This is a genomic window from Brenneria salicis ATCC 15712 = DSM 30166, from assembly GCF_003315515.1.
In the GTDB taxonomy this organism is placed as follows: domain Bacteria; phylum Pseudomonadota; class Gammaproteobacteria; order Enterobacterales; family Enterobacteriaceae; genus Brenneria; species Brenneria salicis.
In genome coordinates this window covers 23,629-44,185 of record NZ_QNRY01000034.1, presented here as the reverse complement: position 1 = coordinate 44,185, position 20,557 = coordinate 23,629, and the positions used below count along the sequence as shown (strand labels likewise).

Genomic DNA, 20,557 nt, shown 5'->3' with positions numbered 1-20,557 from the left:
AAAAATGTCAGACAATTTATTAAAACCGCATCACCTTTCCCAGGCAACAAACCTGGACTAACAAAAGTGGAGCGGTAATAGGCGCAGTTATTTAGTGAGTCTGATCGGTTATTCGGCGATGGCGGGCATTGTGGGCGGCGGCGGTGTCGGCGATCTGGCAATCCGTTTCGGCTATTACCGTTATGAAACCGAGGTAATGATTGTCACCGTTATTGCACTGGTGGTGTTGGTGCAGATTGTGCAAACGCTGGGTGACTGGATGGCAAAACGAGCGGATAAACGTGAGCGGCGATAAGTCCACTGGCACACGTTTCTGAATAAGCGCGGGTTAAGTTTTTTATTAAGGTTAAGACTCGGCCCGCGTTGCAACCTGCACTTCCTCATTTTTCAATGGCGCATACCTTTGTGATATTCCTGCCCGCCACCCTACGGGGCCGTCACTGCGTGACGTTAAAAATCGCTCCCGGCGATTTTTTATTCCTTTTCATTTCTTTGACTATCTTTACAGATTAAATGGTTTCCTTGGGAAACATGGCGCGTTACCTTTAAATATTACTAAGTTTTGCAAAACATATTGAAAATTAAGTGTTTTTAACAACCTATGGATATCGTGGCGATCTCATGAAGACAACTATTTTCCTAACCAGGCTAAAATCCTTTACGGCGGGAACAGTATTACTCGTGGGGCTGACCCCGACATTGCAGGCGGAACAATTGCCTGCCGTACCCCAGATTGAGGCTAAGGCCTTTATTTTGATGGATTATCATAGCGGCAAAGTGCTGGCGGAAGGCAATGCCGATGAGCGTCTTGATCCGGCCAGCCTGACAAAAATCATGGCCAGCTATGTGATTGGACAGGCGATTAAAACCGGGAAGATCAGCCCGACGGATGAAGTCACCGTCGGAAGGGATGCCTGGGCGACGGGAAATCCGGTACTGCTTAGTTCATCGCTGATGTTTCTCAAACCCGGCGACCGCATCCCGGTATCTGAATTAAATAAAGGCATTGTTATTCAGTCGGGCAATGATGCCAGCATCGCGCTTGCGGACTATGTTGCAGGCAGTCAGGATGCGTTCGTCAGCCTGATGAACAACTATGTTAAAGCACTGCAACTGACCAATACCCAGTTTCAAACCGTACACGGTCTGGATGCGCCTGACCAATATAGCACTGCCCGTGATATGGCGTTATTGGGACAGGCGCTGATCCGCGATGTGCCGGAAGAGTATGCGCTGCACAAAGAAAAAGAGTTTACCTTCAACAACATCCGTCAACCCAACCGCAACCGCTTGCTGTGGAGCACCAATCTTAATGTAGACGGCATCAAGACCGGTCATACCAACGGGGCGGGACACAATCTGGTGGCGTCCGCGAAGCAAGGCGATATGCGTCTGATTTCTGTGGTTTTAGGGGCTGAAACGGATGGCATTCGCTTCCGTGAAAGTGAAAAGCTGCTGACCTGGGGCTTCCGCTTCTTTGAAACGATCACGCCAATCAAAGCCGGTGCGCCTTTCACCACGCAGCGCGTCTGGTTTGGCACACAAAAAGAAGCGCGGCTTGGTGTGGCTGAGGACGCGGCCTTGACCATCCCCAAAGGGCAGATAAAAAACCTGAAAGCCAGTTTTACGTTGCTGCAACCCCAGTTGTCCGCTCCGCTGGCAAAAAATCAGGTGGTCGGTACGATTGATTTCCAACTCGATGGCAAGAGCATCGGACAACGCCCGCTGGTAGCGCTGGACGACATCCCGCAGTCCGGTTTCTTTAGCCGACTATGGGATAACGTGATGATGAAAGTTCAGCAGTGGTTTGGTAGTTGGTTCGGTTAACTGTTTGATTCGGATTCGATATTTTTGCGGAGTGAGATAATTAACCCTGCCTCAGAAAAAGAAAAGGCCCATCGTTCTTGAACCTGAATGGCGTGAACGACGGGCTCCTCAATATGGGGATATCAAAGAAAAGCAGTGGCACAGATTCAGACTGCCGCCCGGTGAAAAAGTTCTGCCATTTCTAAGAAATATTGACAATTTTTTACATTTTTATTATCCCGGTAATTCCGGCCAGATAATCACGATCAGTGAACCGGCCAGCGTCAACAATACGTTGGCGATCGCATAGGTTCCCGCGTATCCCAACGCCGGAATATTACTGCGTGCGGTATCGCTGATAATTTCCATTGCGGGGGCGCAGGTTCTGGCTCCCATCATGGCGCCAAACAACAATGCCCGGTTCATGCGCAGCACATATGCCCCGAATAGGAAACAGATCACCACCGGCGCCAAACTAACGATCAATCCTGATACCAGCATTTGTACGCCGATATCGCCAACGCTGCTGCCAATCGAACTGCCTGCGCTTAGGCCTACGCCCGCCATAAACACCATCAGACCGAACTCTTTCACCATATTCAGCGCACCTTGCGGAATATAGCCGAATGTCGGGTGGTTGGCCCGCAGAAAGCCCAGCATGATCCCGGCAAACAACAAACCAGCGGCATTCCCGATACCGAAGGTAAAATTGCTGAATTGAATGGTGATCAGACCGATCATAATGCCGATAATAAAGAAGGCGCAAAACGCCAGCAGGTCGGTCACCTGACTGTGAATTGAAATAAATCCGATGCGGTCGGCGACGCTTTTTACCCGACGGGCATCACCACTGACTTGCAACACATCGCCTTTATTCAGTACGACGCTATCATCAATCGGCATCTCGATCTGACTGCGGATAATGCGGTTGAGGAAGCAGCCGTGGTCTGTCAGCTTAAGCTGGCTGAGTCGTTTGCCGACAGCATTATGATTTTTCACCACGATCTCTTCGGTGACGATACGCATATCCAGCAGGTCGCGATCGAAGACTTCTTTTCCGTCGCGGAAGTTCGGGTTCAAGCAGGCGTGCGCATCGGGATAGCCAACCAGCGCAATCTCATCACCGAGTTGCAGCACTGCATCGCCATCCGGGGTGGCCAGAATTCCGTTACGGCGGATTCGTTCAATGTAGCAACCTGTCTGGCGATAAATGCCCAGTTCGCGCAGATTTTTGCCGTCGGCCCAGGCCACCAGTTCCGGGCCGACACGGTAGGCGCGGATCACCGGCAGATACACCTTTCGTTGGCTATCGGCATCCAACCCACGCTCACGGGCGATTTGCTGAGCGCTGGTCGGCAGATCCTGATGTTGCAGTTTAGGCAGGTAACGCGCGCCGATAATCAGGCTCACCAGTCCAATCAGATAGGTCAGGGCGTAGCCGAGGCTGAGACGATCCTGTTCGATACCAAGTTGCGAACCCAGGCTGATGGTATTGCGTAGCGTATCGCCGGCCCCGACCAGCACCGGCGTCGAGGTCATCGAACCGGCGAGCATGCCGGCCGTCAAACCGATACCCCAGCCAAAGAACTTACCCAGCAATAGCGCTAAAATCAGTGCGCTGCCCACCATCACCAGCGCTAGCATTAAATAATTTTTACCGTCACGGAAAAAAATGGAGAAGAAGTTTGGCCCCGCCTCAACGCCGACACAAAAAATAAATAGCATGAATCCCAGACTGAGCGCTTCGGTATTAATCGAAAAATGCTGTTGTCCGAGTAATAGCGAGACGACTAAAACACCAATAGAATTACCAAGTTGTACCGAACCTAGACGTAATTTCCCCAGGCAAAGTCCTAATGAAAGAACCACGAATAAAAGCAGAATGTAATTCCCGTTTAACAAATCAGCGACGTTTATATTCATGGGATGTAACTTGTTGTTTACCAGTAAGTTCTTGATGTAAATGGCTTTGGCAGCTAAATTTACTCATTAGATGCAAGGGTTCCTTTCATGGCGTTAAATAACCGTCAATGAAAGGGATCGGGCCATGTCCAGTATAAATTATTCAGCAATATTGTTCAGTTAATTATTGTTTGTTAAATGCTGTGGTGCTGCTGTTTCAGTCGTTTTTTGATTTTACAACTAAAAGGCCGCGTATAACGATCAGAAAGACAATAAATCTGATGGTTAATCAATAGCGCAAAGATCTCACTTTTTGTCATACCGGGGATATTCAGCCATCCATATTTTATGTGTTGCTTTTATCACCATGGGCATCAGATAAGTATGGCGTGTAAGGTGTGTACATATTAAAGGGAGGCAAAACATGGCAAACGAGAAAAGTTGGGTTGGCGTTGCCTGTAGTTTTTTGTTGTTTATCGTGGTCTTTTTGAGTCAAAAAATGGAGGTGGTGGACGTGGTGACTGGGGAGAGTTTGCCGGGCGGCCCCGGGATGTTGCTCTTCTTATTGCCTGGCGCGATCGCGAGTGTTTTGTCGGTACGAGGGCGTCTGCTTTACCCACTATTCGGCGCGCTCATGGCGATGCCGATCTGTCTGGTTATTTTGCATTTATGGCGTATGCCGCTGGGTACTTTCGGGCAGGAATTGGCCTATATTCTGAGCGCGGTCTTCTGGAGCGTGCTGGGGGCGTTAGGTTTTTTGTTTCTGAATGGGATGTATCGGCGCTATATTCACGACAAGGTGCGCGAAAGATGATCAGTAATAACGGGTAGAACAAAAGCAAAAAAAGCGCGATAAGGATATAAGCGCCTTTTTGTATGATTACTGCCGAAACAAACTGAGATGCTCTTTGGCGTAAGCTTCGAAATCGGTGCAACCGCCAATGTGTTTTTCATCCAGGAAAATTTGCGGTACGGTTTCTACCGGTTTGCCGACCGTCTTGGACAAATCGTCTTTCGAGATCCCTTCCGCATGAATATCCACATAGCGGAACCTAAAGTCATCACGTTCTTCCGTCAGTTTTTCCGCCAATTCTTTAGCGCGCACACAATAAGGGCAACTAGGACGCCCTAAAATAACCGCGAACATGTAAACTCATCAGTAGATTTTAAAAGCTTTTGGCATGTAGCCAATCGTCAATAGGGCTTACTATGCCTCTATTACAGGATGTAAAAAAGTAGTAATTACCAGTCATTCTGATTTGTTTTGTCTAAGTGGGAATAGAATGCAAGGCGAACGTTGGTCTGGCGAATACTCTGGCATATAATCGCCGTCAGGATTGCGCTGTTATTTGGTGTTTCCTGAGACGATTGATTGAGCACAGCCAACGCGCCTGCAACTTCGAAGTAAGATGGGTATATTAAGGATACGCAGAGTGACGCCAACGATTGATTTACTACAACGCCATCGTTCCATTCGTGCTTTTACTTCCCAGCTAATCACGGATGAACAGCATAGCGCGATTATCGCCGCTGCCCAGAGTGCGTCCAGTTCCAGTTTTTTGCAGTGTACTTCCATTATTCGCATCACCGATCCTGCAATGCGACAAACGTTGGTTCACTATACGGGAGAACAGGCTTATGTTGCTCAGGCGGCGGAGTTTTGGGTATTCTGCGCCGATTTTCATCGTCATCTGGAGATTTTTCCCCAGGCCGAAACCGGTTTTGCCGAACAGTTGCTGATTGGCTGCGTGGATACCGGCATTATGGCGCAGAATGCGTTGATTGCAGCGGAATCTTTGGGACTGGGCGGCGTATTTATCGGTGGTATCCGTAATAATATCGCCAATGTCACCACGTTACTGAAATTGCCGCGTCAGGTCTTACCTTTATTTGGTCTGTGTCTGGGATACCCGGACGCCGATCCGCAGCTAAAACCGCGCATGCCGGCGGCCATGCTGGTGCATGAAAATGTTTATCAGCCGCTCGACGATGAAAAATTAGCGGAATATGATCGCCAAATGGTCGAGTATTATCTTCAACGCACCGGCAATCGACATGATAGCTGGAGTGAACATGTGCAGCGCACGCTGAAAAAAGAATTGCGTCCGTTTATGCTGGACTACTTACATCAAAAGGGGTGGGCGATACGTTAGTATCTTGTCTGTAGGAACATTAGACATTTATGAAGATAGCCATTCTGTCCCGCGACGGCGCGTTATATTCCTGCAAGCGACTGCGTGAAGCGGCGGAAGAGCGCAGGCACCGTATTGATGTCATTGATCCGTTGTCCTGCTATATGAATATCAATTCGGCTGCTCCTTCCATTCATTACCGTGGGCGTCGGTTGGTTAAATATGATGCGGTAATCCCACGAATTGGCTCGCTGATTACATTTTACGGCACCGCAGTGTTGCGCCAGTTTGAAATGCTGGGCAGCTATCCGTTGAATAATTCCGTGGCGGTGATCCGAGCGCGAGATAAACTGCATTCGTTGCAATTGTTGGCGCGTGAAGGCATTGATTTGCCGGTGACGGGATTCGCGCACTCACCGGATGATACCGGCGACCTGATCGAAATGGTGGGGGTGCGCCGCTGGTGGTGAAACTGGTGGAAGGCACGCAAGGCATCGGCGTGGTGTTGGCGGAAACCCGTCAGGCGGCGGAAAGCGTGATTGATGCGTTCCGGGGACTGAATGCGCACATTCTGGTGCAGGAATATATCAGGGAAGCAAAGGGGCGGGATATTCGTTGTCTGGTGATCAGCAATCGGGTTGTGGCGGCAATTGAACGGCAGGCGAAGCCGGGTGAGTTTCGTTCTAATCTGCATCGCGGTGGTTCGGCCGGCAAGGTCAGGATTACGGCACAGGAACGGGCGGTTGCGCTCAAAGCGGCGAAAACGCTGGGACTGAATGTGGCTGGAGTGGATATCCTGCGTGCCGAGCAGGGGCCTTTGGTGATGGAAGTCAACGCGTCGCCTGGTCTGGAAGGCATTGAAACCACCACCGGACTGGATATCGCCGGCATGATGATTGAGTTTATCGAGCAGCATATCCGCACGTTGGCGGTTGTCAGTAAAAGATAGCGTGTTTATCATCCGATGGAACACGTGATCGAATATTGACCTGTGTGATTTAAAGCGCTTTTATCATGGCATCGGAATAGAATATTCCGTAAGCTATGGCCCCTTTTTAAGAATAGTTCAGTATGAGGCAAACAATCATGGATTCACTCATCGTCCCGGATCTGAATATGCTACGGCGGTGGCTGGATCAGTTGAACATTCTGTTTTTTGAATGTGATTCCTGTCAGGCGCTCCATTTACCCCATATGCAGAATTTTGACGGCATATTTGATGCCAAGGTCGATCTGGTGGATAACGTCATCCTGTTTTCCGCGCTGGCGGAAGTGAAGCCCAGCGCCTTGATTCCGCTGGTCGGCGATTTAAGCCAGATAAACGCCAGTTCTCTGACCGTCAAGGCGTTCATTGATGTCCAGGATGATAATCTGCCCAAACTCATTGTTTGCCAGTCAGTTAGTGTGGCGGCGGGAATGACGCTGGAACAGTTCCGGCATTTCATGATGCAGTCGGAAGAGCAGATTTCGATGATCATTCTGGAGGCGGGCGCCAATAATCTGCTGTTTATCGGCGGCGATGAAGACACTTCTGCTGAAAGGCCACACTACTCTCATCTACACTGACGGTATTGCTGCCAACGGCAGCAATCAGTTTTACTTATTTTGTATAATCAATGATTTATTCTATATTTTCCACTCGTCACCGGATATTCGCCGTTATTTACGACTAAGTGACCGTATCACATAAATAAATTATGAATAAATAATCGATAAAAGTCATTTTTTACTTTCGACTATGGCAAGCTTGAAGCGCTACGGTTATGCTTGATTTCAGCAGCAGCCGCGTAATTTATAGATGAATGGAGTGCATAGCCATGCACCGATATTTAACGCGGCTGTTCACACACAGGAAAAGTTCTGTATCGCGATGATACAAGTTTACTCCCATGAATCACCCCCTTGTATGGAGGAAGGAACGGATGTTCACCCAACGTAAAACATGGCTATCGGGTGTTGTTGCCGGCTTGCTGATGGCTGCGTCCGTCACCGCGTCTGCGGAAGAGAAAACACTACATGTCTATAACTGGTCTGACTATATCGCGCCGGACACGTTACAGAATTTCCAAAAAGAAACGGGCATAAAAGTGGTTTATGACGTGTTTGATTCCAATGAAGTATTGGAAGGCAAACTCATGGCGGGCAGCACGGGGTTTGATCTGGTCGTTCCCTCCGCCAGCTTTCTGGAGCGTCAACTCTCCGCCGGGGTATTTCAGCCATTAGACAAAAGTAAACTACCGAATTATAAGAATCTGGATCCTGAATTGCTGAAACTGATTGCTCAGCACGATCCCGATAACAAGTATGCGCTGCCTTACCTGTGGGCCACCACCGGGATCGGCTACAACGTGGAGAAAGTCAAAGCCGCATTGGGCGCGGATGCCCCGGTCGACAGTTGGGATCTGGTGTTGAAGCCGGAAAATCTGGAGAAACTGAAAAGCTGCGGCGTTTCCTTCCTTGATGCGCCGGAAGAGATTTTCGCCACCGTGTTGAACTATCAGGGTAAAGATCCCAATAGCAGCAAAGCGGACGACTACACCAAGTCAGCCACCGATTTGCTGTTGAAACTGCGTCCGAGCATTCGCTACTTTCACTCATCACAATATATCAATGACTTGGCGAACGGCGATATCTGTGTAGCCGTAGGCTGGGCGGGCGACATCATGCAGGCGGCTAACCGGGCGCAGGAAGCTAAAAACGGCGTCAATGTGCAATACAGTATCCCGAAAGAAGGCGCGCTGGCATTCTTTGATGTTTTCGCCATGCCGACCGATGCTAAAAATGTCGATGAAGCTTATCAATTCATGAACTATCTGCTGAAACCGGATGTAATGGCCAACATCAGTAATCACGTGTATTACGCCAGTGCAAATAAGGAATCGGTGGCGTTGGTGAATGAGGATATCCGTAACAATCCGGGTGTTTATCCGCCGGAGGATGTGCGCGCCAAACTGTTTACGCTTAAAGTTCAGTCGCCGCAAATTGATCGTACCCGTACTCGCGCCTGGACAAGGGTGAAAAGCGGAAAATAATCGTTTTTCGTCCTGACGCGATACGATAAATAACAGGCGGCTAATCCCGCCTGTTTGCGCTGTATACGTGTCACAACTTTTGTTTGTATGGTTTGTTTTTGCATCAAGAGTTGTGATTTGTTCTGCTTTTGCCGGAGAGCAATGCTAAGTGAATGATGTTATTCCCCGTCCCCAGCCGAAGCCGCAAAAAGCGGTCACCCCGTTGCTGGAAGTGCGTAATCTGACTAAGTCGTTTGATGGTCAGGCCGCTGTCGATGACGTAAGTCTGACGATTTATAAAGGTGAAATATTTGCCTTGCTGGGCGCTTCAGGCTGTGGAAAATCCACGTTGCTGCGCATGCTGGCAGGTTTTGAACACCCGACTCAGGGGCAAATCGTGCTTGATGGTCAGGATCTGTCGCTGGTGCCGCCTTACCAGCGTCCCATCAACATGATGTTCCAGTCATACGCGTTATTTCCCCATATGACGGTGGAAAAAAATATTGCGTTTGGTCTGAAGCAGGACAAGTTGTCCCGCTCAGAGATCAAGGATCGCGTAGAAGAGATGCTGGCGCTGGTGCACATGCAGGAATTCGCCCGCCGTAAACCGCATCAGCTTTCCGGCGGTCAGCGTCAGCGCGTGGCGTTGGCGCGCAGCCTGGCCAAGCGTCCGAAATTGTTGCTGCTTGACGAACCGATGGGCGCGCTGGATAAAAAGTTGCGTGACCGTATGCAGCTTGAGGTGGTCGATATTCTGGATCGTGTCGGGGTGACTTGCGTCATGGTCACCCACGATCAGGAAGAAGCGATGACCATGGCGGGTCGTATCGCTATTATGAACCGCGGCAAGTTCGTGCAGATTGGCGAACCGGAGGAAATCTACGAGCATCCGAACACCCGCTTCAGCGCCGAATTTATCGGTTCGGTGAATATGTTTGAAGGCATGTTGACCGAGCGTCGCGATGATGCGTTGATTATCCAAAGCCCAGGGCTGGTGCATCCTCTGAAAGTGGATTCGGATGTCTCTGTAGTGGACGGCGTGCCGGTTTATATCGCGTTGCGCCCTGAAAAAATCATGCTGTGCGAAGAGGTTCCCGCTGATGGCTGTAATTTCGCTGTTGGTGAGGTGGTGCATATTGCTTATCTGGGCGACTTGTCGATCTATCATGTGCGGCTCGCCAGCGGACAAATCATCAGCGCGCAGTTACAGAATGCCTACCGCTATCGCAAAGGCGCGCCCACCTGGGGCGACGAAGTGCGGTTGTGCTGGGATGCCGATAGCTGTGTGGTGTTGACGGTGTAGTGAGGAATAACGTCATGACAATGTTTCCCGAACAGCACACCGAGCAACCGCCTGGAGAAACCAGAGGGCGTCTGCAATTGCTGATGGCGCGCTGGCGTCAGGCGCACGGACGCAAATTGATGATTGCGCTGCCGTATCTGTGGCTGCTGATGCTGTTTATGCTGCCGTTCCTGATTGTTTTCAAAATCAGTCTGGCGGAGATGGCGCGGGCGATCCCACCGTATACGGATCTGGTTTCCTGGGTGGAGGGCCGGCTGGATATCTCCTTGAATCTGGGGAACTATCTGCATCTGCTAGACGATCCGTTGTATATCGATGCCTATCTGCAATCGTTGCAAGTGGCGGCTGTCTCCACGCTGTTTTGTCTGCTTATCGGCTATCCGCTGGCCTGGGCGGTGGCGCATAGCAAGCCGTCTACCCGCAATATTCTGCTGCTGCTGGTGATCCTGCCGTCCTGGACATCGTTCCTGATCCGCGTTTATGCCTGGATGGGGATTCTGAAAAATAACGGTATTCTGAATAATTTTCTGTTGTGGCTGGGGGTTATTGATCAGCCGTTGGTGATCCTGCACACCAATCTGGCGGTTTATATTGGCGTGGTTTACTCCTATCTGCCGTTTATGGTGCTGCCGATTTACACCGCGCTTACCCGGCTTGATTACTCGCTGGTGGAAGCGTCGCTGGATTTGGGCGCGCGTCCGCTCAAAACCTTTTTCAGCGTGATTGTACCGCTCACCAAAGGCGGCGTTATCGCCGGTTCCATGCTGGTCTTTATTCCGGCGGTGGGGGAGTACGTGATCCCGGAACTGCTCGGCGGGCCGGACAGTATCATGATTGGCCGTATTCTGTGGCAGGAATTCTTTAATAACCGGGATTGGCCGGTAGCGTCAGCAGTAGCGATTATCATGTTGCTGTTGTTGATCATGCCGATTATCTGGTTCCATAAACATCAGAGCAAAGCCGCGGGGGATGAGGCATGAATAATCTACCGGTCGTTCGCTCACCGTGGCGTATTGTGATTTTGGTGCTATGTTTTACGTTTCTCTATGCGCCGATGCTGATGCTGGTGATTTATTCCTTCAACAGTTCGAAACTGGTGACTGTCTGGGCAGGGTGGTCAACGCGCTGGTACACCGAATTGTTCCATAACTCGGCGATGATCAGCGCTGTCGTGCTCAGTCTGACGATCGCCGCCGCCTCTGCGACGATGGCGGTGATCCTGGGGACGCTGGCGGCGGTGGTGATGGTGCGTTTTGGCAGTTTCCGCGGATCGAACGGCTTTGCCTTTATGCTGACCGCGCCGCTGGTGATGCCGGACGTGATCACCGGTTTGTCGCTGCTGCTGCTGTTTGTCGCGCTGGGGCATGCCATTGGGTGGCCCGCCGAACGAGGCATGCTCACCATATGGCTTGCGCATGTGACCTTCTGTACCGCCTACGTAACGGTGGTGGTCAGCGCACGTTTACGTGAACTCGATCGCTCCATTGAAGAGGCGGCGATGGATCTCGGCGCCGCGCCGCTGAAAGTCTTCTTTATCATCACCGTGCCGATGATTGCGCCCGCCTTGATTTCAGGCTGGCTGCTGGCGTTTACCCTGTCGCTCGATGATCTGGTCATCGCCAGTTTTGTCGCGGGGCCGGGTTCAACCACGTTGCCGATGCTGGTGTTCTCCAGCGTCAGAATGGGCGTTAATCCACAGATTAACGCCCTGGCGTCGTTGATATTGTTAGTGGTGGGGATCATCGGTTTTATTGCCTGGTGGTTTATGGCAAGAGCCGATAAGCAGCGTCAACGCGATATGCAGAAGGCGAGACGCGGCTGACTCGGTAAATCAGCGAAAGTCAGTCATGCCCTAAGTCAACAACGCCGCCATTCTTTGCGGCGTTGTTGATTGGTTCTGTTTAACGGAGGAGCGTTGAAATTCTGTATACCAAGAAGTCAATGACTCAGCACAAAGTGTATGCCCCGGTTCCGGTCATGGTGGCGGGCATCGCTATTATCGCAACCCGTTTTCTGGGGGTTTTACTCTTGATATGGGAATTGGGGCCAAGTGGTGTGGGCAATTGGCTTGGCGGCAGCGCCGAAGCCTGGGATTCAACGCTGGTGGTGTTGCTGTCGTTTATTATTATCTGTACGGAAATCCGCTGCGGATTCGCGGTATTATCCGGGGCTAATTGGGGACGTTGGGGATATATTATTTGTCAGTGCCTGGTGACGCTGTATTTGCTGTTTGCCTCATTGAGTGAATTTCTGCCCTCGATATTCCATATTTCGGGAGATGATAATACCTCGGTCCTGCATCAACTGATGCTTCAGAAAATACCGGACTTTTTGGTTATCGTGTTGTTGTTTTTACCCCGCCGCAGCAAACGTTTTTTTCAACGACAGAAATAAACCTGCCAGGCCACTGATTTAGACTTCCGCTGGTTTACGCCTGAAAGATGCGGGGGATATTCATCGGCGGTGATACAATTCCTCTCATTAGTCTTTATCCTGATAGTTAGATTTTATGCATTGTGCACGATACAGCATGGGAACCTGCCGTTCCTGTCAATGGCTGGAAAAAGCCTACCCGCAGCAATTATCCGATAAACAACAGCATCTTGCCGGTTTATTGCAATCGCATGGCGTTCAGCAATGGTTGCCGGTTTATTCTTCGGCGCTGTCGGGGTTTCGCAATAAAGCGAAAATGGTGGTCAGCGGCAGCGTTGAACGTCCGATGTTAGGGATGATGCATCGCGACGGCACCGCGGTCGATCTCTGTGACTGTCCGCTTTATCCCGCCAGTTTTCTTGCGGTTTTTGACGTACTGAAAATATTTATCGCCAAAGCCGGACTAACGCCTTACAACGTTGCGCGTCGCCGGGGAGAGTTGAAATATCTATTGCTGACGGAAAGCACGTTGCATGGCGCGTTTATGCTGCGTTTCGTGTTACGTTCGCCAACCAAACTCGAACAACTTCGCGCCGCGTTGCCCTGGCTACAACAGCAATTGCCGCAGCTTGAGGTCATCTCCGCCAACATCCAGCCGATTCATCAGGCCATAATGGAAGGAAAGGCCGAGATCCTGCTTAGCGATTCGTCGTCATTGGCCGAACAGTTTAATCAGGTGCCGTTGTACATTCGCCCGCAAAGCTTTTTCCAGACCAACCCACAGGTGGCGGCAGTGTTGTACGCCACCGCCCGCGACTGGGTCGCCGAACTTGATATTACCAGCATGTGGGACTTGTTTTGCGGGGTGGGCGGTTTTGGCCTGCATTGCGCATCGCCGCAGATTCATCTTACGGGAATTGAAATCAGCGCTGAGGCTATTGCCTGCGCGCGCCGTTCCGCACAGCAGTTGGGGCTAACGCAGGTGGATTTTCAGGCGCTGGATTCCACACGTTTTGCCATCGCCGAAGCGGAAATCCCCGATCTGGTGCTGGTCAACCCGCCGCGTCGTGGTATCGGCAACGAGTTATGCGCCTATCTGAACTGCGTGGCCCCGGACTACATTCTTTATTCCAGCTGTAATGCCGAGAGTCTGGCGAAGGATATGGATGAATTGAAAAACTACCGTGCTTTACGGGTGCAACTATTCGATATGTTCCCACATACGGCGCATTACGAAGTGCTGGTGTTGCTGCAAAGAGCGGATTGAGTGTGGTAATGACGCGGTTTTTTTCAGACCGCGTCGTTTGTAATAAACCGATTACTGCGCAAACCACTTATCATTAATGGCTTTATAAGTGCCATCCGCTTTGATCGCGTCCAGCGCCTTGTTCAGTTTTTCCAGCAAGGCGGTGTTATCCGGGCGAACCGCAATACCCAGACCAGTGCCGAAATATTGCGCATCGGTGACATGCTCACCAACGGTTGCCAGGTTTGGATTGGTTTTCAGCCATTCATTCACGGCGGCTGTATCGCCGAATACGCCGTCAATACGACCGTTTTTCAGATCCAGCACCGCGTTCTGATAACTGTCATAAGAGACGGTTTTCACTTCCGGGTGCTTGTCATGCATATATTTTTGATGCTTGGTGCCGTTTTCCATACCGATACGTTTGCCTTTCAACTCGGCAACGTTGTTGAATTTACCTCTCTGCGCGATCACCACCGTAGAGTTGGCATAGTAGGGTTGAGTGAATGCCACCTGCTTGCTGCGTTCCGGCGTAATATCCATGCCTGAAATAACGGCGTCATAGCGACGGAATTTCAAGGTCGGGATCAGGCTATCAAAGGCCTGATTGGTGAAAGTACAGTTTGCTTGCATCTGTTTGCACAGTGCTTTTGCCAGGTCCATATCGAAACCGACGATTCCGTTATTCGCATCCAGATATTCAAAAGGCGGGTAGGTAGCCGATGACGCAAAGCGGATGTTATCCGCGGTGGCGGCGCTGAATGTTACTCCAGCCAGCAATGTGGCGATCAATAATTTTTTCATCAACCTGCTCCAGGTTTTTCTTTTAAGGATGGAAATCATTGCACGGACTGACTCCGGCACCGAGGCGGTAACCTTGCCACTTAATGAATTTATATTCAAATAAAATGATTAAAAAATCGTTTTATTGCTGAGTAAAACGACAGGCTACTGCGATAAAAGAGCAGGCCGTCGCCAGCCTGCTTGATTGTGCGTCAATAATCGGGGATCAGTTACGGCGTTCAAATACCAGAGCACGACGTTCGATTAAACGCATGAGCAAGGTAAGCAACCCATTAACGCACAGGTAGATAATCCCGGCGGCGCCGAAAACCATCACGTCATAAGTCCGTCCGTACATCAACTGACTGTAACCCATCACTTCCATCAATGTAATGGTGTAAGCCAGCGAGGTGCTTTTAAACACCAGCACCACTTCATTTGAATACGATGACAAGGCGCGCTTGAACGCGAAAGGCAGCAAAATGCGTAGCGTCTGCGGTTGCGACATGCCCAGCGCGGCACAGGATTGCCATTGTCTGGCAGGGATCGCCTTAACCGCGCCGTAAAACAACTGCGTGGTGTAGGCTGCGCTGTTCAGCGCCAGCGCCGCCATCGCGCAGAGCAACGGTTTTGAAAGCAAACTCCATAACCAGGGAATTTGCTGAATAGACGTGAACTGACCGGGGCCGTAGTAAATCAGGAAGATCTGAACCAGCAACGGCGTGCCGGTGAAGAGCGTAATATAACCTTTCGCCAGCGGTGCTATCACCGGCGTTTTCAAGGTCAGCACCACCGTAAGCAGTAGCGATAGCAGCAGAGCGATAACAATCGCCACTGCCGTCAACGTCAGGCTGGTGTGCAGGCCTTTTAGCAGTTCAGGTAAATAAGCGAACATCAGGAAGGCCTCCGCTCAAAAAGCGTTGTGTGTAGCTCAATGCGTTTTAGAACGAACTGGCTCAGCAGGGTGATCGCTAAATAAATAGCCGCGGCTACCACATACCAGGTAAAAGGCTCCTGTGTGCGTGTGGCGATGCTTTTCGTTTGCAGCATCAGGTCATTGACGCTGATTAGCGAGACCAGCGCGGTGTCTTTCAGCAGTACCAGCCATTGGTTCCCCAGCCCCGGCAGCGCATGACGCCACATCTGCGGTATAATCAGACGAATGAAAATCGCTGATTTACGCAAACCCAGCGCCTGACCGGATTCCCATTGTCCCTGCGGCACCGCTTTCAACGCGCCGCGCAACGTTTGAGACGCATAAGCCGCGTACAGCAGCGCCAGCGCAATCACGCCGCACAAAAACGGGCTGATTTCGACCATCTCAATATTCAGTTTTACCGGGATCTGCACCAGATAGAGATTCAGGGTAAAACCGTCTGCCAGCATCAGCAGTAATTGGGAAGAACCAAAATAGATAAACAGCACAACCAGAATTTCCGGCAGGCCGCGCAACAGCGTCACCAGTACGGTGCCGCTCCAGCTTAGCAGTTTCCAGCGGGCGGTTTCCCAAACGGCAAACAGCATGGCGAGCATAAGCCCAAGCGCCAGCGCACAAACGGCAAGGCCGACGGTCATCCCGGCGGCGCTTGCAAGAGGTTGAAATTCAATCATTGCGCGTCAGATTACTGCTGAAACCATTTTTTGTAGATGGTTTCATACGTGCCATCCTGCTTGATTTTATCGAGCGCCTCGTTGAATTGCTTCAACAGTGCCTCGTTGTTCTGGCGCACCGCGATGCCCAGACCGATGCCGAAGTAGTCTTTATCCGTGATGTTCTGGCCGACGGAAGACAGATTGTCATTCTGTTTCAGCCACTCATTGACGACGGCGGTGTCGCCGAACACGGCGTCAAGACGGCCATTTTTCAGATCCAGTACCGCATTCTGATAGCTGTCGTAAGGCACGGTGGTAATCTCGTTGTGCTTGTCCATCAGGTATTTCTGATGGGTGGTGCCGTTCTGTACGCCGACACGTTTGCCTTTTAGCGCGGCCACGTCAGCCACTTTGCCTTTTTGCGCGATAAACAGCGCGGAATTGTCATAATAAGGCTGGGTGAACGCCACTTGTTGTTGACGTTCCGGCGTAATATCCATACCGGCGATAACCGCTTCAAAACGACGGAATTTCAGGCCGGGGATCAGGCTGTCGAACGCCTGATTGCTGAAAGTGCAGGTTGCCTGCATCTCTTTGCACAAGGCGTTGGCAAGATCAATATCAAAGCCCTGAATGTTGTTGCTGGCATCGACGAATTCAAACGGCGGATATGAGGCCTCTGTCGCAAAGCGGATAGTGTCGGCGGCGCTGGCCGACACACTCAGTCCTGCCAAGAGCGCTGCAACGATTAATTTTTTCATCGTAGTATTCCTGATATTAATCAATGAGATAAGTAGCCAGCGAATTCGGGTGTCTGCGGCTGGGAAAAATGACCGGCGTCCCCATGTTCCACAATGCGCCCATTTTCCATATAGACCACCCGACTGGCGGTTTTGCGTGCAAATTCGACTTCGTGGGTCACGATAACCTGCGTGATCCCGGTTTGCGTCAACTCGCGGATGATGTTCACTACCTGAGCGGTAATTTCAGGATCGAGCGCGGCGGTTGGCTCGTCAAATAACAACACCTGCGGTTCCATCATTAACGCACGGGCAATGGCGACGCGCTGCTGCTGACCACCGGAGAGATGCAGCGGATAACGTTCGGCAAAATCATTCAGACGCAGGCGGGTGAGCAGCTTATCGGCGCGCGCCTTGGCCGCGTCTTTGCTTAATCCCAACACGCGGCAGGGCGCTTCGATCAGGTTATGCGCCACGGTAAGGTGCGGCCACAGATTATACTGCTGGAACACCATGCCAACATTTTGCCGTAATTCACGGATAGCGTTATCGCCGGGCGTATGGTTGAAATCAAATTGATTACCGGCAATGGACAACCGGCCTGAACGCGGCATCTCCAGCAGGTTAAGCACGCGCAGCAATGAGCTTTTGCCTGCGCCGCTCGGCCCAAGCAGAACCAGCGTTTCCCCTGCCGGACAATCAAGAGTGATGTCGAACAGCGCCTGATACGCGCCATAGAAACAGTTAATGCCGTTTAGTTGAATACACATGCGTAAGAATTGAATAGACATTGATGCCGCGAATGTTAACGTCGGCAGTATCGTTATGCAAACTCGACCGGGTAAAATTTGTAAACAAGCGAATTATTGCTTAAATAGTAGCACAAAATAGTAATTTACCGCTTGATGACAGATGCGCGGCGTTGTCGTCTGAACGGGGGCTAAGGTAGGGTATTCGCGGGGAAAACCGGCGTTATCGCGCCATTCATTATCTGGGAGTTTATGATGCAGTTATCGACAACACCGAGTCTGGAAGGGTTCACCATCACCGAATATTGCGGCGTGGTGAGCGGGGAAGCCATACTGGGGGCGAATATTTTCCGTGATTTCTTCGCCGGTATCCGCGACGTGGTCGGCGGGCGTTCCGGCGCTTATGAAAAAGAATTACGCAAAGCGCGGCTGATTGCATTTAAGGAATTGCAGATGCAGGCCGAGGATCTGGGAGCCAATGCGGTGGTGGGCATTGATATTGATTACGAAACGGTGGGCAAGGACGGTAGCATGCTGATGGTGACCGTGAGCGGCACGGCGGTAAAATTGCAGCGTTAGCCATGAGTTCATCACTAATGCAGGAAAATAAGTTGCCACGGAAACGTCATGATTAAATGTATTACTCTGCTGATACTGTGTTTGACGCTGGCGGGGTGCCAATCGGTCAGCACGCCCCAGGATCAGCATGAGTATCACGTCGTGACAACGCAGGTGTCCCGTGCGCAGGGATCACGTATCCGCTTTCTGGTGATTCACTATACAGCGGAAGATTTTCCGACATCCCTTAACACGCTGACGGATGAACAAGTCAGTTCCCATTATCTGATCCCGGCTAATCCGCCGCTGGAGAAGGGGAAACCGGTTGTCTGGCAATTAGTGGCGGAATCACAGGCGGCATGGCATGCCGGCGCCAGTTATTGGCGTGGTTTCACCCGACTGAACCTGTCTTCGATTGGCATTGAACTGGAAAATGCGGGTTACCGGCTCAGGCTGACCGGCACACGTTGGACGCCGTTTCCTCCTGAGCAGATCGCCTTGCTGACGTCGGTGGCGCGGGAAATTGTTGCACGTTATCAGATTGCGCCGCAAAACGTGGTGGCGCACAGTGACATCGCTCCATTACGCAAACAGGACCCCGGCCCGCTTTTCCCATGGAAAACGCTGGCGCAGGCCGGTATCGGCGTCTGGCCGGATGAAGCGCGAGTAGTGTTTTATCTCGCTGGCAGACCAGTCAACCAGCCGGTGGATACCGGGCGTCTACTCGATAAACTGGCGCGCTACGGTTATCCGTTATCCCCTGACATGACGGCACGGCAGAAACACCAAGTGATTGCGGCGTTTCAGATGCATTTCCGCCCGGAAAACCATCAGGGCCAACCGGATGCGCACAGCGAGGCGATTGTGGATGCCTTGCTGGAAAAGTATGGCGCGACGAGGTGACATCAGGTGGACTCTTCCGCCAGTTTGGTTATGCGCGCGGCCATGCCCCGAAAAATAAACACATGGGCCGGCATCATCAAAAACCAGTAAATCAGCCCGTTTAGACCGGCGGGATGCCAGCGCGCCCGGACATCCAGCGTGCGGTGAGAGCCTTGATCGGTAATGGTGAAGGTCAGTTTCCCCAGCCCCGGCGCTTTCATGCCGAATAACATCACCAACTGTCGCTGCGGTTTAATGGAGATCACTTTCCAGCCATCAATTTTATCGCCGATTTCCAGCGTTGGCCGATCCGGTCGTCCGTAAGTCACCCCGTTGCCACACAGATCATCCAGTCTGGCGCGTAAATTCCACAGTATATTGGCATAAAAATAACCCTCTTTGCCGCCGATGCGCTGGATAACCTGCCACAGCGCCTGACTGGAAGCCGGGGTGCTGAGAGTATGGCCCGCCTGTCTGGGGTAAAATCCGTAATCCGGTTTCCAGCGGGCGCGTACTTCCGCATCATTGCCCCAATCGGCGCGTTGGGTGCTTTCCATTTCGCTTTGCAGCGTGGAACGCACAGCTTGATCGAAGGTAAGCAACGTCTGTGGGATCAACGACTGCAACATTGTGCCGTCCGCCTGAAGATCATGTTTTAATCCCTGAATAAGCGCGTGGGCAATCGTCTGCGGGACAGCCGTAATCAGGTGCAAAAACCACACCGAAACCCGGTGCGTCGGTATCGGTACGGGGATCAACAAGCGACGTTTTCCGCTGATGGCGATAAAACGCTCAAACATGGTCTGGTAGCTGATATATTCCGGGCCTGCCGCATCCATGATGCGATGTTCCCGTGCCGGGTGATGGCGGATTTCGGTCAGGTACACCAACAGATTTTCCAGCGCAATCGGCGAGGAGCGGGAACGCACCCAGCGCGGCGGCGTCAGAATCGGCAGGTTGTACACCATATCCCGCATGATCTCGAAAGCGGCGGAACCGGCGCCGATGATAATCCCGGCACGCAGTTCGGTTACCGGAATACCGCTGCGACGCAGGATATCGCCGGTGATTTTACGCGCCTGCAAATGTTTCGTTCCGGCGTCATTCGCCTGGAGCGCACCGAGATAAACGATCTGTTTTACCCGGCTGGCGGGCAGCGCTAGCAACAGATTCAGGGCGGCCATACGCTCTCTGGCGGTGAAGTTTTCACCGTCTCCCATACTGTGCACCAGGTAATAGAGCGTTTCCGCGCCCCACAGCCCTTCGGCCAGCGCATCGGGCTGGCACAAATCCACCTGCCGACACTCGACTCCCGGCCAGTGTTGCGCGTCAATGGCGGCAATATGACGCGCCGCGGCGATCACCGGTTGCCCTTGCTGACTGAAACGTTCGCATAAACTGCGGCCAATATAGCCGCTGGCGCCCAGAATCAGTATCGGGGCGGAGGGCGATGTCATGACGGATATACTCCCTGAAAAA

Annotated in this window: 20 protein-coding genes and 2 pseudogenes; 14 read left to right on the top strand and 8 right to left on the bottom strand. The window is 51.6% G+C overall.

Translation table 11 applies throughout. From position 1 onward, the window contains the following. Positions 1-91 precede the first annotated feature (91 nt). A pseudogene (locus tag DES54_RS13705) lies at positions 92-295 on the top strand (methionine ABC transporter permease); the annotation flags it as partial. A gap of 326 nt (positions 296-621) precedes the next feature. Beyond that, a complete protein-coding gene (locus DES54_RS13700) occupies positions 622-1,827 on the top strand; it encodes a serine hydrolase (protein WP_113868304.1) in 1,206 nt (401 codons plus the stop codon). 213 nt (positions 1,828-2,040) lie between these two features. On the opposite strand, the gene DES54_RS13695 is transcribed toward DES54_RS13700, so the two are convergent. Next, a complete protein-coding gene (locus tag DES54_RS13695; RefSeq protein ID WP_113868302.1) occupies positions 2,041-3,729 on the bottom strand; it encodes an aspartate:alanine antiporter in 1,689 nt (562 codons plus the stop codon). A 403-nt stretch (positions 3,730-4,132) separates the two neighbouring features. Between DES54_RS13695 and DES54_RS13690 the strand changes: the two genes are divergently transcribed. Next, complete coding sequence (locus DES54_RS13690; protein WP_113868300.1) at positions 4,133-4,522, top strand: inner membrane protein YbjM; 390 nt, start codon at positions 4,133-4,135, stop codon at positions 4,520-4,522. 66 nt (positions 4,523-4,588) lie between these two features. Here the strand turns inward: DES54_RS13690 and DES54_RS13685 are convergent, their stop codons facing one another. Continuing rightward, positions 4,589-4,855 (bottom strand): GrxA family glutaredoxin, encoded by a 267-nt coding sequence (locus tag DES54_RS13685; RefSeq protein ID WP_113868298.1) that lies wholly within the window; start codon positions 4,853-4,855, stop codon positions 4,589-4,591. 286 nt (positions 4,856-5,141) lie between these two features. Here DES54_RS13685 and nfsA point away from each other — a divergent pair, with 286 nt between their 5' ends. From nfsA to rlmC, 9 genes and pseudogenes are all read left to right on the top strand, one after another. Further along, positions 5,142-5,861: an oxygen-insensitive NADPH nitroreductase gene (nfsA, locus tag DES54_RS13680; RefSeq protein ID WP_113868295.1), complete on the top strand. Its 720-nt coding sequence runs from the start codon at positions 5,142-5,144 to the stop codon at positions 5,859-5,861. Positions 5,862-5,890: 29 nt separating this feature from the next. After that, a pseudogene (gene rimK / locus DES54_RS13675) lies at positions 5,891-6,789 on the top strand (30S ribosomal protein S6--L-glutamate ligase). 137 nt (positions 6,790-6,926) lie between these two features. After that, positions 6,927-7,406 carry a type III secretion system chaperone family protein gene (locus DES54_RS13670; RefSeq protein ID WP_113868293.1) on the top strand — a complete coding sequence of 160 codons (480 nt, stop codon included), beginning with the start codon at positions 6,927-6,929 and terminating at the stop codon, positions 7,404-7,406. A gap of 356 nt (positions 7,407-7,762) precedes the next feature. Continuing rightward, the gene (potF, locus tag DES54_RS13665) at positions 7,763-8,872 is read left to right on the top strand and encodes a spermidine/putrescine ABC transporter substrate-binding protein PotF (RefSeq protein WP_113868291.1); all 1,110 of its coding nucleotides are present in this window, start codon (positions 7,763-7,765) and stop codon (positions 8,870-8,872) included. A 148-nt stretch (positions 8,873-9,020) separates the two neighbouring features. Beyond that, entirely contained in the window at positions 9,021-10,154 is a 1,134-nt protein-coding gene (potG, locus tag DES54_RS13660) for a putrescine ABC transporter ATP-binding subunit PotG (RefSeq protein ID WP_113868289.1), read from the top strand. Positions 10,155-10,174: 20 nt separating this feature from the next. Then, positions 10,175-11,134 carry a putrescine ABC transporter permease PotH gene (gene potH / locus DES54_RS13655; RefSeq protein WP_205680224.1) on the top strand — a complete coding sequence of 320 codons (960 nt, stop codon included), beginning with the start codon at positions 10,175-10,177 and terminating at the stop codon, positions 11,132-11,134. After that, a complete protein-coding gene (potI, locus tag DES54_RS13650) occupies positions 11,131-11,976 on the top strand; it encodes a putrescine ABC transporter permease PotI (protein WP_113868285.1) in 846 nt (281 codons plus the stop codon). The genes potH and potI overlap by 4 nt, the downstream gene beginning before the upstream one ends. Before the next feature lie 119 nt (positions 11,977-12,095). Further along, on the top strand, positions 12,096-12,548 hold the full coding sequence (locus DES54_RS13645; RefSeq protein ID WP_113868283.1) for a YbjO family protein: 453 nt from the start codon (positions 12,096-12,098) through the stop codon (positions 12,546-12,548). Between the two features lie 115 nt (positions 12,549-12,663). Continuing rightward, the gene (gene rlmC, locus DES54_RS13640; protein WP_113868281.1) at positions 12,664-13,794 is read left to right on the top strand and encodes a 23S rRNA (uracil(747)-C(5))-methyltransferase RlmC; all 1,131 of its coding nucleotides are present in this window, start codon (positions 12,664-12,666) and stop codon (positions 13,792-13,794) included. A 51-nt stretch (positions 13,795-13,845) separates the two neighbouring features. Here the strand turns inward: rlmC and artJ (DES54_RS13635) are convergent, their stop codons facing one another. From artJ (DES54_RS13635) to artP, 5 genes are all read right to left on the bottom strand, one after another. Next, on the bottom strand, positions 13,846-14,577 hold the full coding sequence (gene artJ / locus DES54_RS13635) for an arginine ABC transporter substrate-binding protein (RefSeq protein ID WP_113868279.1): 732 nt from the start codon (positions 14,575-14,577) through the stop codon (positions 13,846-13,848). 205 nt (positions 14,578-14,782) lie between these two features. After that, complete coding sequence (artM, locus tag DES54_RS13630; RefSeq protein ID WP_113868277.1) at positions 14,783-15,451, bottom strand: arginine ABC transporter permease ArtM; 669 nt, start codon at positions 15,449-15,451, stop codon at positions 14,783-14,785. Further along, positions 15,451-16,167 (bottom strand): arginine ABC transporter permease ArtQ, encoded by a 717-nt coding sequence (gene artQ / locus DES54_RS13625; protein ID WP_113868275.1) that lies wholly within the window; start codon positions 16,165-16,167, stop codon positions 15,451-15,453. The genes artM and artQ overlap by 1 nt, the downstream gene beginning before the upstream one ends. Before the next feature lie 11 nt (positions 16,168-16,178). Beyond that, on the bottom strand, positions 16,179-16,910 hold the full coding sequence (artJ, locus tag DES54_RS13620; protein WP_113868273.1) for an arginine ABC transporter substrate-binding protein: 732 nt from the start codon (positions 16,908-16,910) through the stop codon (positions 16,179-16,181). Positions 16,911-16,930: 20 nt separating this feature from the next. After that, positions 16,931-17,659 carry an arginine ABC transporter ATP-binding protein ArtP gene (artP, locus tag DES54_RS13615; RefSeq protein WP_205680225.1) on the bottom strand — a complete coding sequence of 243 codons (729 nt, stop codon included), beginning with the start codon at positions 17,657-17,659 and terminating at the stop codon, positions 16,931-16,933. A 234-nt stretch (positions 17,660-17,893) separates the two neighbouring features. Here artP and DES54_RS13610 point away from each other — a divergent pair, with 234 nt between their 5' ends. Further along, the gene (locus DES54_RS13610) at positions 17,894-18,217 is read left to right on the top strand and encodes a heavy metal-binding domain-containing protein (RefSeq protein WP_113868269.1); all 324 of its coding nucleotides are present in this window, start codon (positions 17,894-17,896) and stop codon (positions 18,215-18,217) included. A 48-nt stretch (positions 18,218-18,265) separates the two neighbouring features. Next, on the top strand, positions 18,266-19,099 hold the full coding sequence (locus DES54_RS13605) for an N-acetylmuramoyl-L-alanine amidase (protein ID WP_113868267.1): 834 nt from the start codon (positions 18,266-18,268) through the stop codon (positions 19,097-19,099). 2 nt (positions 19,100-19,101) lie between these two features. Here the strand turns inward: DES54_RS13605 and DES54_RS13600 are convergent, their stop codons facing one another. Next, positions 19,102-20,535: a DUF2867 domain-containing protein gene (locus DES54_RS13600; protein ID WP_113868265.1), complete on the bottom strand. Its 1,434-nt coding sequence runs from the start codon at positions 20,533-20,535 to the stop codon at positions 19,102-19,104. Positions 20,536-20,557 lie beyond the last annotated feature (22 nt).